Annotated in this window: 9 protein-coding genes; 7 read left to right on the top strand and 2 right to left on the bottom strand. The window is 43.7% G+C overall.

Features of this window, described 5'->3' with window-relative positions:
• The first annotated feature begins 58 nt into the window (after positions 1 to 58).
• From lpxC to L7A31_RS16975, 7 genes are all read left to right on the top strand, one after another.
• On the top strand, positions 59 to 976 hold the full coding sequence (gene lpxC, locus L7A31_RS17005) for a UDP-3-O-acyl-N-acetylglucosamine deacetylase (protein ID WP_237362960.1): 918 nt from the start codon (positions 59 to 61) through the stop codon (positions 974 to 976).
• 538 nt (positions 977 to 1514) lie between these two features.
• Positions 1515 to 4244: a preprotein translocase subunit SecA gene (gene secA / locus L7A31_RS17000; protein ID WP_237362959.1), complete on the top strand. Its 2730-nt coding sequence runs from the start codon at positions 1515 to 1517 to the stop codon at positions 4242 to 4244.
• Positions 4245 to 4349: 105 nt separating this feature from the next.
• Complete coding sequence (gene mutT, locus L7A31_RS16995; RefSeq protein ID WP_237362958.1) at positions 4350 to 4751, top strand: 8-oxo-dGTP diphosphatase MutT; 402 nt, start codon at positions 4350 to 4352, stop codon at positions 4749 to 4751.
• Positions 4752 to 4811: 60 nt separating this feature from the next.
• Positions 4812 to 5621: a 4-hydroxy-tetrahydrodipicolinate reductase gene (gene dapB / locus L7A31_RS16990; protein WP_237362957.1), complete on the top strand. Its 810-nt coding sequence runs from the start codon at positions 4812 to 4814 to the stop codon at positions 5619 to 5621.
• Between the two features lie 460 nt (positions 5622 to 6081).
• Positions 6082 to 7221, top strand: coding sequence for a glutamine-hydrolyzing carbamoyl-phosphate synthase small subunit (carA, locus tag L7A31_RS16985; protein ID WP_237362956.1), 1140 nt, complete (start codon positions 6082 to 6084; stop codon positions 7219 to 7221).
• A 17-nt stretch (positions 7222 to 7238) separates the two neighbouring features.
• The gene (gene carB, locus L7A31_RS16980) at positions 7239 to 10472 is read left to right on the top strand and encodes a carbamoyl-phosphate synthase large subunit (protein ID WP_237362955.1); all 3234 of its coding nucleotides are present in this window, start codon (positions 7239 to 7241) and stop codon (positions 10470 to 10472) included.
• Positions 10473 to 10629: 157 nt separating this feature from the next.
• Complete coding sequence (locus tag L7A31_RS16975) at positions 10630 to 11409, top strand: TSUP family transporter (protein ID WP_237362954.1); 780 nt, start codon at positions 10630 to 10632, stop codon at positions 11407 to 11409.
• On the opposite strand, the gene L7A31_RS16970 is transcribed toward L7A31_RS16975, so the two are convergent.
• Together L7A31_RS16970 and L7A31_RS16965 are read right to left on the bottom strand one after the other, a co-directional pair.
• On the bottom strand, positions 11345 to 12205 hold the full coding sequence (locus L7A31_RS16970; RefSeq protein ID WP_237362953.1) for a LysR family transcriptional regulator: 861 nt from the start codon (positions 12203 to 12205) through the stop codon (positions 11345 to 11347). The genes L7A31_RS16975 and L7A31_RS16970 overlap by 65 nt on opposite strands.
• Before the next feature lie 76 nt (positions 12206 to 12281).
• Positions 12282 to 12836, bottom strand: a complete 555-nt coding sequence (locus L7A31_RS16965; RefSeq protein WP_237362952.1) for a flavodoxin family protein — start codon at positions 12834 to 12836, stop codon at positions 12282 to 12284.
• Between the last annotated feature and the right edge of the window lie 110 nt (positions 12837 to 12946).

The following is a 12946-nucleotide window of genomic DNA, read 5'->3' as shown; positions in this document are numbered from 1 at the left end:
TGCGCGGTCGATAACGGATTTGGCCGTGATTTAAAGCACTTGGGATTGAGGCAAGTAAATGATCAGACAACGTACCTTAAAAGAGATTGTCAAGACAACAGGCGTAGGCTTGCACTCTGGTCGTAAAGTCACTTTGACCCTACGCCCAGCGGCAGCAAATACGGGTATCGTTTATCGCCGAACAGATTTAGAGCAACCTGTTGATTTTCCAGCAGATCCAGAATCAGTTCGCGACACAATGCTTTGTACAGCTCTTGTCAATGACGAAGGCGTTCGTATTTCAACCGTTGAGCATTTAAATGCAGCACTTGCTGGTATGGGTATCGACAATATCATCGTTGAAGTTGATGCCCCTGAGATTCCAATTATGGATGGTAGCGCGAACCCTTTCGTGTACCTAATCCAGCAAGCAGGAATTGAAACACTCAATACTCCTAAGCGCTACATTCGTATTAAAAAGCCAGTTCGTTTTGAAGAAGATGATAAGTGGGCTGAACTTCGTCCGTACAATGGTTTCCGTATGGACTTTGAAATTGAGTTCAACCACCCAGCTATCGATGCAGATCAGCAACATCTTTTATTCGACTTCTCGTCGCAAGGATTTGTAAAAGAGATCTCTCGTGCTCGTACTTTTGGTTTCATGCAGGATATTGAATACCTTCAATCACAACGCTTGTGTTTAGGCGGTAGCTTTGATTGTGCAATCGTTCTTGACGAATATCGTATTTTGAACGAAGAAGGTTTAAGGTTCGACAACGAGTTTGTAACTCACAAAGTACTTGATGCAATTGGTGACTTGTATATGTGTGGTCACGCAATTGTGGGCGAGTTTAAAGCATTCAAATCTGGCCACGGTTTAAACAACAAACTTCTTCGAGCGGTATTAGCGGATCAAGAAGCTTGGGAGTGGGCTACTTATGAAGAAGAAGCGGGCTCTCCAGTAGCATTCGCTGACCCAAGCGTGGTTGTTGCTTAGCTTTCAGTGCCAATGAATTTGAAAACCAGACGAATGTCTGGTTTTTTTGTGTCTAGTTTCCTTCACTTGATTTTCGATTCGCGAACTTGGATATTAGTTCCAACTGCTATTTCACTTTCTCTAGAGCTTAAAAGTAACTCCCGGCAATGATCTGCCATAGATCGATTTAAGATCGAATTCATGCAAGCGTTGATCTTAATGATCTCTCATTGCTGTCTCTACAACTTATACTGAGTTTTTATCTTATACCTCGATATTATGTTTGTGACGCCCAAACCCATGCTTCCAAGGCCACGTTTAGAAGCTTTTTCTTAAAAAAGTAAAAAGAATCTCAAACAAATTAGATTGCTAATGGTTGTTGGCCACAAAATTCCTTACACTAAGGCCTTTAATTTTTGATTTCGGCTTGAAATTCAGCGTCATCACCTCAATGTACCAGATACATGATGTATCTCAGTATCGTTAGTTAAAAATAGTTAGAGACTGTAGGCACGCAAGTGGACGGAAAAATGTCGAAGAAAAGAGAGATTCGCAGCAAATGATATCTAAGCTACTGACAATGTTAGTTGGCAGCCGTAACGAAAGAACACTACGCCGCCTTAAGAAAATTGTTAAAGAAATAAATAATTATGAGCCTTCATTTGAGGCACTTAGCGATGATGAATTAAAAGCTAAGACAGTGGAGTTTCGCCAACGTTTAGAAAAAGGTGAAACACTAGACCAACTACTTCCAGAAGCTTTCGCAACGGTACGTGAAGCCTCTAAACGTGTATTTGGCATGCGCCATTTCGATGTGCAGCTTATCGGTGGTATGGTTCTTAATGCTGGACAAATCGCAGAGATGCGTACTGGTGAAGGTAAAACATTAACCGCGACCTTACCGGCTTACCTAAATGCTCTGCCAAGCAAAGGCGTACACGTTGTAACAGTCAACGACTATCTTGCAGCTCGTGATGCGGAAACAAACCGTCCACTATTTGAATTCCTTGGAATGACAGTTGGTATTAACGTGCCAAATATGATTCCAGAAGAGAAAAAAGAAGCATACAAGGCCGATATTCTATATGGTACGAACAACGAATTTGGCTTTGACTACCTTCGTGACAACATGGCGTTTAGAAATGAAGACCGCGTTCAGCGCGAGCGTTTCTTTGCTGTAGTCGATGAAGTTGACTCGATTCTAATTGATGAAGCTCGTACGCCGCTAATTATCTCTGGCCCTGCTGAGGATAGCTCTGATTTATATACTCGTATCAATAAACTCATTCCTTACCTTGAGAAACAAGATAAGGAAGATGATGAAGAGTACCGTGGTGACAAACACTACACAGTTGATGAAAAACAAAAGCAAGTGCACTTGACGGAAACAGGTCAAGAATACGTAGAAGAGCTTCTCATTAAAAATGGTCTGATGGATGAAGGAGATACTCTGTATTCCCCTGCAAACATTAGCCTATTACATCACGTCAATGCAGCACTACGTGCTCATGTTCTTTTTGAAGTCAACGTTGATTATATTGTTGATGAGAAAGGTGAGATTGTCATCGTGGATGAGCACACTGGCCGAACTATGCCGGGGCGTCGCTGGTCTGAAGGTCTTCACCAAGCGGTAGAAGCGAAAGAAGGCGTTAAGATTCAAAACGAAAACCAGACGCTTGCTTCAATCACTTTCCAAAACTACTTCCGTTTGTATGAAAAGCTGTCAGGAATGACAGGTACGGCAGATACTGAAGCATTCGAGTTTAAATCAATTTACGACCTTGAAACGGTAGTTATTCCAACTAACCGTCCGATGGTTCGTGATGACATGCCAGATGTTGTATACCGTACTGAAGCTGAAAAATTCAACGCAATTATTGAAGATATCAAAGGTCGCGTTGAGAAAGGCCAGCCTTCTCTTGTTGGTACTGTTTCGATTGAAAAATCTGAGCTGCTGTCCAATGCGCTGAAAAGTGCCAAGATTAAGCACAACGTGCTTAATGCTAAATTCCACGAGAAAGAAGCTGAAATTGTTGCAGAAGCGGGCGCTCCAGGAGCGGTTACCATTGCAACCAATATGGCAGGCCGTGGTACCGATATTATGTTAGGTGGTAGCTGGCAAACCAAAGTTGATCTGATCGAGAATCCAACTGAAGAACAAATCGCTGAAATTAAAGCGGAGTGGAAGAAAGTCCATGATAAAGTTCTTGACGCGGGTGGCTTACATATTATTGGTACAGAGCGTCATGAATCTCGTCGTATCGATAACCAGCTTCGTGGTCGTGCGGGTCGTCAAGGTGATGCAGGTTCTTCACGTTTCTACCTGTCTATGGAAGATAGTTTGCTTCGTATCTTTACTTCAGATCGCATGGCAAGCTTGATTCAAAGTGGTATGGAAGAAGGTGAAGCGATTGAGAGTAAAATGCTGTCACGCTCAATCGAAAAAGCGCAACGTAAAGTTGAAGGTCGTAACTTCGATATACGTAAACAGCTACTTGAATACGATGATGTTGCTAACGATCAACGTCGTGCGGTATACGAGCTTCGTGATGAGCTAATGGGTTCTGATGATATCAGTGAAATGATGACGCAAAACCGTGATGATGTTCTTAACACCATCATTGACGAATATATTGCACCTCAGTCACTCGAAGATATGTGGGATATTCCAGGGCTAGAAGAGCGTTTGAAAAATGACTTCGACTTACATCTACCTATCAAGCAATGGCTGGAAGAAGATGACAAGCTATACGAAGAAGCGCTACGTGAAAAAATAGTTGCCGAGTCTGTAGCTATCTACCGTGAGAAAGAAGAAGCGGTTGGTCCTGAAGTACTAAGAAACTTCGAGAAATCTGTGATGCTACAAACTCTTGATACATTGTGGAAAGAGCACCTAGCTGCAATGGATCACTTGCGTCAAGGTATCCATTTACGTGGTTATGCTCAAAAAGATCCTAAGCAAGAGTACAAGCGTGAATCATTTGAACTGTTTGAAGGCTTGCTGGATGCTCTGAAGTTTGATGTTATCAGCGTGTTGTCAAAAGTACGTGTTCAACAGCAAGAAGAAGTTGAGCGTATGGAAGCTCAGCGTCGTGCGGCAGCTGAAGCAGCAGCTAAACTAGCACAAGCTCAGCACAATCAAGCTCATAGCCAGTTTGATGAAGGTGAATCAGCTGAGCCTGCTCAGCAACAGCCGATGGTTCGTGAAGAGCGTAAAGTTGGACGAAATGAGCCTTGTCCGTGTGGCAGTGGTAAGAAATACAAACAGTGCCATGGCAAGATAGCCTAATCAAATATACTAAGAGTCGCTAAGGCGGCTCTTTTTTTAGCCCTATACTCAGTTTATTTCAGATAGTGTAGGTGTTGTTCAAGTAAAGTCAGAGATATAGATATTGTGAAAAGAGTTCATATCGTCGCTGCGATTATATTTAATACCGACAAGTCAGAAGTATTCATTACCAAAAGGCCGGACAAAAAGCACAAAGGTGGTCTGTGGGAATTTCCTGGCGGGAAAATTGAACAGGGCGAGACACGAGAACAGGCTTTAAGTAGAGAACTACATGAAGAAATTGGTATTGTAGTTACCGAGTGTGCGCATTTTGAGTATCTCACTCATGACTATCCTGAGAAGAGCTTGCAGTTTGATTTCTTTACTGTCACTGAGTTCAATGAAAAGCCTTATGGAAAAGAAGGGCAGCTTGGCTGCTGGGTCGGACTGAAAGATTTATTGAACTACCAATTTCCCGAAGCGAACATTCCCGTACTGCAAAGAGTTATTCAAGAGTACTCATGCTAGTAAGTCGTGCGGATTACTGATAACTTAGGCCGAACAAAAAATGATATTGGAGAGTTTAGTGTGGTTAGAATAGCGATTGCAGGCGCAGCAGGTAGAATGGGACGCAACTTGGTTAAAGCCACTCTACTCAATCAAAATGCCCAAATGGGCGCAGGCTCAGAGAGGCCGGGTTCATCGTTAGTCGGAGTTGATATTGGTGAGCTTTGCAATGAAGGTAAGCTTGATATCACATTGGTTGAAGATTTAAACCAAGCCATAGAAGACTTCGATGTGCTTGTCGATTTTACTGCACCAGTCAGCACACTTGCTAACATTGAGCTTTGCAAAGCTCACGATAAGAAAATTGTTATTGGAACAACCGGTTTTAGTGAGCAAGAAAAACAGCTTATTGATGAAGCTGCTGAACAGATCCCTGTCATCATGGCGCCAAACTACAGTGTAGGCGTTAACCTAGTTTTCAAACTGCTTGAGAAAGCGGCAAAAGTGATGGGAGACTACTGTGATATTGAAGTCGTTGAAGCTCACCACCGTCATAAAGTTGATGCGCCATCTGGTACAGCTATCGGAATGGGAGAGGCAATCGCTGATGCGATGGGTAACAAGCTAAGTGATGTTGCTGTATATGCTCGTGAAGGAATTACTGGTGAGCGTACGAAAGATGAAATTGGCTTTGCTACCATCCGTGCTGGAGATATTGTCGGTGAGCATACCGCAATGTTCGCAGACATTGGTGAGCGAGTTGAAATCACGCATAAAGCGACAGATAGGATGACCTTCGCTAATGGTGCCGTAAAGGCTGCTGTATGGCTAAATGATAGAAATCCTGGGTTTTATACCATGACCGATGTTCTCGGACTAAATGAGCTATGATTTAATGAAAAAGTGCACCAAATGATGGTGCATTTTTTTTGTTCTAGTTTTTATTGTATTTAAATACATGTAGTTACATAGCTTATTGGTATATTTCTGCTTATTGGTTATAAGTGGGATAAGTTGCTTATAAATGAAGGTATTGCTAACAGGGGCAACGTTTTCGTTGAGAAGTTTTTGTCAAATAGGCCTAACTTCTTTAGTAAGCATAAAATATGTACGGTTTTTTTTCGGTTTGAGCACTTTTTATTGAGTAAAGTTGCAATTTTGGCTATTTGACGTATGAATTATCCAAACATATGTAAATTTGCAATTTATTCTATTCAGTTTATTGACAGGTATATCTAGCATCTTTAGAATACCGCCAATTTGTCTGAAATCCCCTAAAAATAAACTTTTTTAGAGCGACTTTTAGGCAGAACGATACAATTACTTTCGCACTTTTATTCTGGAGGTTATCTTGAGTAAACCAGCACTGTTAGTCCTTGAAGATGGGACTGTATTCCGCGGTGTTTCCATTGGAGCAGATGGTTCATCAGTTGGAGAAGTTGTTTTTAATACCTCGATGACGGGGTACCAAGAAATCCTCACCGATCCTTCCTATTCTCAGCAAATCGTCACACTAACTTACCCTCATATAGGCAATACCGGAACCAATTCCGAAGACGAAGAATCTTCTTCAATTCACGCCCAAGGCCTTATCATTCGCGACCTTCCTCTAATCGCTTCTAACTTCCGTAACGAACAATCTCTTTCTGAATACCTCAAGTCTCAAAACATTGTAGGCATCGCAGATATTGATACGCGCAAATTGACGCGCATTTTACGTAAGAAAGGTGCACAAAATGGATGCGTAATGGCAGGCAACAACCTTGATGAAGTGTTGGCGCTCGCAAAAGCGAAAGAGTTCCCTGGCCTAAAAGGCATGGACTTAGCGAAAGAAGTTACAACGAAAGAGGCGTACCAGTGGAAACAAGGTTCTTGGACGCTTGAAGGTGGTCTGCCTCAAGTTCAAGAGGACAATGAGCTGCCTTACCATGTGGTTGCTTACGACTTTGGTGCAAAACGTAATATCTTACGTATGTTAGTTGATAGAGGTTGTCGTCTAACAGTAGTACCTGCACAAACTTCAGCAGAAGAAGTATTAGCAATGAATCCAGATGGCGTATTCCTATCAAATGGTCCTGGCGATCCAGAGCCTTGTGACTACGCTATTGAAGCGACAAAAGTTTTCCTAGACAAAGGACTACCAGTGTTTGGTATTTGTTTAGGTCACCAAATTCTTGCACTAGCGTCTGGCGCGCAAACGGTGAAAATGAAATTTGGTCACCATGGGGCGAACCACCCGGTGAAAGATCTTGATCGTAACGTCGTGATGATCACTTCGCAAAACCACGGTTTTGCTGCTGATGAGCAATCGCTTCCAGACAATTTGCGTGCTACTCACGTGTCACTATTTGATGGTTCTTTACAAGGTATCCATCGTACCGATAAGCCAGCATTTAGTTTCCAAGGTCACCCAGAAGCAAGCCCAGGTCCGCATGACGCTGCGCCACTGTTTGACCACTTTATCGATCTTATTAAACAACACAGCGCTTAATGTTGGAGTAGTAGAAAATGCCAAAACGTACTGATATTAAAAGTATTCTTATTCTTGGTGCTGGCCCGATCGTTATTGGTCAGGCTTGTGAGTTTGACTACTCTGGTGCTCAAGCATGTAAAGCACTGCGTGAAGAAGGTTACCGAGTAATTCTAGTAAACTCGAACCCAGCCACGATCATGACTGATCCTGAGATGGCCGATGCAACATATATTGAGCCTATCCACTGGGAAGTTGTCCGCAAGATCATCGAAAAAGAGCGTCCAGATGCTGTTCTTCCAACTATGGGTGGACAAACTGCTCTTAACTGTGCACTGGAGCTTGAGCGTCAAGGCGTTTTAGCTGAGTTCGGTGTTGAGATGATCGGTGCAACAGCCGATGCCATCGATAAAGCAGAAGATCGCTCTCGTTTTGACGCGGCAATGAAGTCAATCGGCTTAGAGTGTCCGCGTGCAGATACCGCGAAAACCATGGAAGAAGCTTATAAAGTTCTCGATATGGTCGGTTTCCCATGTATTATCCGTCCTTCTTTCACTATGGGTGGTACTGGTGGTGGTATCGCTTATAACAAAGAAGAGTTTGAAGAAATTTGTCGCCGTGGTTTGGATCTTTCTCCAACCAATGAGCTGCTTATCGATGAATCTCTTATCGGTTGGAAAGAGTACGAAATGGAAGTGGTTCGCGACAAAGCGGATAACTGTATTATCGTATGTGCAATCGAGAACTTCGATCCAATGGGTATTCACACTGGCGACTCGATCACAGTGGCTCCTGCTCAGACTCTAACTGACAAAGAATATCAATTGATGCGTAACGCTTCTCTAGCGGTTCTACGTGAGATTGGTGTTGAGACTGGTGGTTCAAACGTTCAGTTTGGTATCAACCCGAAAGATGGCCGTATGGTTATCATCGAAATGAACCCTCGTGTATCTCGCTCTTCTGCTCTTGCTTCGAAAGCAACAGGTTTCCCAATCGCGAAAGTAGCAGCAAAACTTGCTGTTGGCTTCACGCTTGATGAGCTGATGAACGACATCACAGGTGGCGCAACACCTGCATCATTCGAACCAACCATCGACTACGTTGTTACTAAGATTCCTCGTTTTAACTTCGAGAAATTTGCTGGTGCAAATGACCGTCTAACGACTCAAATGAAGTCGGTTGGTGAGGTGATGGCAATTGGTCGTAACCAACAGGAATCTCTACAAAAAGCACTACGCGGCCTTGAAGTTGGAGCGAACGGCTTTGACGAGATGGTTGATTTAGATGCCCCTGACGCTCTATCAAAAATTCGTCATGAGCTAAAAGAAGCGGGCGCTGAGCGTATCTGGTACATTGCTGATGCATTCCGTGCAGGCTTGTCTGTTGATGGTGTATTCAACCTAACACAAATTGATCGCTGGTTCCTCGTTCAGATCGAAGAGATCGTGAAGATCGAAGAACAAGTGAAAGCAGGCGGTTTTGCTGGGCTTTCAGAAGATGTATTGCGTCGTATGAAACGTAAAGGTTTCTCTGATGCTCGCCTGTCTGAACTACTAGGTGTTTCTGAGAGCGAAATTCGTCGTCTACGCGACCAATACAACATCCATCCAGTATACAAACGCGTTGATACTTGTGCGGCTGAGTTCTCTTCTGATACTGCTTACATGTACTCATCTTACGATGAAGAGTGTGAAGCGAACCCAACTGACAAAGACAAAATCATGGTTCTTGGCGGTGGTCCAAACCGTATCGGCCAAGGTATTGAATTTGACTACTGCTGTGTACACGCTTCTCTAGCACTACGTGAAGACGGTTACGAAACTATCATGGTTAACTGTAACCCAGAGACAGTATCAACTGACTACGACACATCAGATCGTCTGTACTTTGAGCCTGTAACACTTGAAGACGTACTAGCTATTGTTCGTGTTGAAAAGCCTAAAGGCGTTATCGTTCAATACGGTGGCCAAACACCACTTAAACTTGCTCGTGCACTAGAATCAGCGGGTGTGCCAATTATTGGTACTAGCCCTGATGCGATTGACCGTGCAGAAGACCGTGAGCGTTTCCAAGCTGCGGTTGAGCGTTTAGGCCTTAAACAGCCAGAAAACGCGACAGTAACGGCAATTGAGCAAGCAGTTGAGAAGTCGAAAGAGATTGGTTTCCCGCTAGTTGTTCGCCCATCTTATGTATTGGGTGGCCGTGCGATGGAGATCGTTTACGATGAGCAAGACCTACGTCGCTACTTTAACGAAGCAGTTAGCGTATCAAACGAGTCTCCGGTTCTTCTTGATCGCTTCCTAGATGATGCAGTTGAAGTTGATGTGGATGCTATCTGCGATGGCGAACGTGTGGTTATCGGTGGCATCATGGAGCATATCGAGCAAGCAGGTGTTCACTCTGGTGACTCAGCATGTTCTCTTCCTGCATACACGTTAAGCCAAGAAATCCAAGATGTGATGCGTGCGCAAGTTGAAAAGCTTGCGTTCGAGCTAGGTGTTCGTGGCTTGATGAACACTCAGTTTGCAGTGAAAGACAACGAAGTTTACCTAATCGAAGTTAACCCTCGTGCCGCTCGTACAGTACCATTTGTTTCAAAGGCCACTGGCGCTCCACTAGCGAAGATTGCAGCACGTGTCATGGCTGGTCAATCTTTGGAATCTCAAGGTTTTACCAAAGAGATCATTCCACCATACTACTCAGTAAAAGAAGTTGTATTGCCATTCAACAAGTTCCCAGGCGTTGACCCACTGTTAGGCCCTGAGATGCGCTCGACAGGTGAAGTTATGGGTGTGGGTGCAACCTTTGCTGAAGCATTCGCTAAAGCAGAACTTGGCTGTGGCAAAGAGTACCCTGAAGGTGGTCGTGCATTACTGTCTGTTCGTGAAGGCGACAAAGAGCGTGTTGTTGACCTAGCGTCGAAGCTAACTAAGTTAGGCTACCAACTAGATGCAACACACGGCACAGCAGTTATCCTTGGTGAAGCAGGTATTAACCCTCGCCTTGTCAACAAGGTACATGAAGGTCGTCCTCACATTCTTGACCGAATCAAGAACAATGAGTACACCTACATTGTTAACACTGCTGCTGGTCGTCAAGCCATTGAAGACTCAAAAGTATTGCGTCGCGGCGCGTTAGCAGAGAAGGTTAACTACACGACTACGCTGAATGCTGCATTCGCATGTTGTATGTCTCACACCGCTGATGACCGTAATACAGTGACATCAGTACAAGAGCTACACGCTAAAGTGAAAGAGAGTCTAGCGAAATAACTAAACTCTCAACCGAATCTAGCCCGCTGAAAAGCGGGCTTTTTTGTGCCTGTGAGATAATCATGAATATTTGGAATAGATAGAAATCTCGAGATTCAATTTTATACGATCAAAATCAATGCTACCTTGACGGCAGTTCTCACTTATAGGCGTAAAAATGGAAATTTCTTTAGAGATCTTGGGGATCTTGTTTTTGGTAGCTTGTGTTGCTGGCTTTATTGATGCAATGGCTGGTGGAGGTGGAATGCTTACCGTACCGGCACTTTTGGCAGCTGGTGTTCCACCGACTCAGGCCCTTGCGACAAATAAACTGCAAGGTACATTTGGTAGTTTTTCAGCGAGTTGGTATTTTGTGCGAAATGGCATCATTAAGTTAAGTGAAATAAAAGTTTATATCTTCTGGACTTTTATAGGGGCAGCGGTAGGAGCTGAGCTGGTCCAGGTTATCGATGTTGATGTACTGACCAGTCTTATTCCCGGGTTACTTATTGCGATCTCTCTCTATTTTCTATTTGCGCCAAAAACTCATGTTCACGAAGGTAAGCCCAAGTATTCAGACGCAGTGCTAGCATTTTTTGTAGGCGGTGGCGTAGGGTTTTATGATGGTTTTTTTGGGCCAGGAACAGGGTCAATTTTTACCGTTTGTTTTGTTGCTTTGGCCAACATGTCGATTGTTGATGCAACAGCGAGAACCAAAGTGCTTAACTTTACTTCTAATTTGGCAGCGCTACTGTTTTTTATTCTTGCAGGTTTGCCAATCTGGAAAGTGGGGCTGACAATGGCGCTGGGCAACTTTTTAGGTGCTCGAGTAGGTGCCAAAATGGTGGTAACAAAAGGCAGTAAGTGGATAAGGCCCATGGTTATCGTTATGTCTATGTTGATTGCTGGAAAACTTCTTTGGGAACAGCACCCTCAATGGTGGCAATCAATCTTTTAACTCGCTCGGATTGGTAAGAGTTAGCGCGCAAACAAATATGAATGGGTCGAATAAGTGGGTCGAGTTCATGAAACTCATAGAGGTAGTGTCTATCTATATTCAGTGCGCTAACAATGGAAAATGGAACCAGTGCAGGAGCCACGCCTCCTAGTCCAAGTTGTGCTGCGGCGGTGTATGAATCCATTTCCATTACAGGGTCGATGTTTAGCGAAGAAAGGATAGAGCACTGGTAAGTGTTTGCTGGATTGTTGAGGTCATTGGTAATGAGCTGAGATGGTAGCTTGTGTAATGGTTTGCTGCTGACCACAAAATAGGGCTCGTTTCCGAGATGGAAGGTCATTAGTCCGTGGTGAGATGGTAAGTAACCACCACAAAAGCCGACAGTTGCTCTGCCAGATTGAACATGCTCGATGATTCGTGGCGTATGATTGGTCGTGATCTTGATATGCTTATCCGAATCAAAGTAACTTTTCATCACTTTAGAGAGATAACCTGCGACCAGTGTTTCCGAGCAGTCTAGTGTTATGGCAGTCGAGTCTTCCAGTTCTTGCTGGTCAAATATTTTTCCTCTCAACTCGCTGAAAGTTGGCCCAATATTTTCTATCAATGCAATCGCATCACTGGTTAACTTTATTCTTCGCCCATGAGGTTCTATCAGCTTTTTGCCTAACTTTTTTTCTAAGTTAGATATGCGTTTGCTGACCGCTGACTGGCTAATATACAGCTGGCTACCAGTCTTGCTCATGGTTTGCTCTTTGCTGAGAACTAGTAACGTTTCGATTCCTTCAAGTAGCATCGTGAACCACCAATAATGAAAAATGGGAATGGTTAGGTCTCGACTACTTTATCGAAGAACCGAGTACTTGGATATATCAATCCAGTAATAATTGTGCGATCCGCTGACCAAAGTAATAGGCAGTTTGGCGATCGTTTTCGTGTATTTGTCCAGTAGTAGCGTCAACACTCGCAACTAAACCAATGCTTGAGCCCGTTCGATTAAGTCCCAAATCCCGAGTGTGCTCTGAAACATCTAGGCCAGCCCATAGCATGCAATGTTGGCAGGCTAATGTAAAAAACGAAAGTAGTGTTTGCTGCTGCTCTCCATTGAGGCTACCACCAACCGTGAAGCCTGCCGCTATTTTATTTCTCCAAGAACGGGTTACGTAGCAGTCACTTGTCGCGTCCATAAAGGATTTAAACTGTCCTGCCGGAGAGCCCATGTAGGTAGGACTGCCAAAGACAATAGCATCACTGTTCGTCAGCCTCTCAAGGTTTGCACTGTTTACGTATCTGCCGTGAGTAATGTCTTCTGGAGCGATTTCAACTAGGCATTCAACATCACTTTCAATAGCACCTCTACGAACATTGTCTGCAATAGCCCGAGTAGAACCGTTTGCAGAGAAATAGACGATAGATATTTTCTTCATCGTTCTTCCCTTGAATATATAAATAAAGCAATAAGTTTATAAACTAGATCGATTGTCTAGATAAGTAAACAAAAAGATTTACTAAATGGCGAGGTACGGTAAGACGCTAC

It is taken from the genome of Vibrio marisflavi CECT 7928 (assembly GCF_921294215.1).
Lineage (GTDB): Bacteria > Pseudomonadota > Gammaproteobacteria > Enterobacterales > Vibrionaceae > Vibrio > Vibrio marisflavi.
This window is presented reverse-complemented; position numbering and strand designations above follow the sequence as displayed.

Coding starts and splice junctions, on each gene's coding strand:
- lpxC (WP_237362960.1), top strand. CDS start 59: ATGATCAGACAACGTACCTTAAAAGAGATTGTCAAGACAACAGGCGTA.
- secA (WP_237362959.1), top strand. CDS start 1,515: ATGATATCTAAGCTACTGACAATGTTAGTTGGCAGCCGTAACGAAAGA.
- carB (WP_237362955.1), top strand. CDS start 7,239: ATGCCAAAACGTACTGATATTAAAAGTATTCTTATTCTTGGTGCTGGC.
- L7A31_RS16975 (WP_237362954.1), top strand. CDS start 10,630: ATGGAAATTTCTTTAGAGATCTTGGGGATCTTGTTTTTGGTAGCTTGT.
- L7A31_RS16970 (WP_237362953.1), bottom strand. CDS start 12,205: ATGCTACTTGAAGGAATCGAAACGTTACTAGTTCTCAGCAAAGAGCAA.
- L7A31_RS16965 (WP_237362952.1), bottom strand. CDS start 12,836: ATGAAGAAAATATCTATCGTCTATTTCTCTGCAAACGGTTCTACTCGG.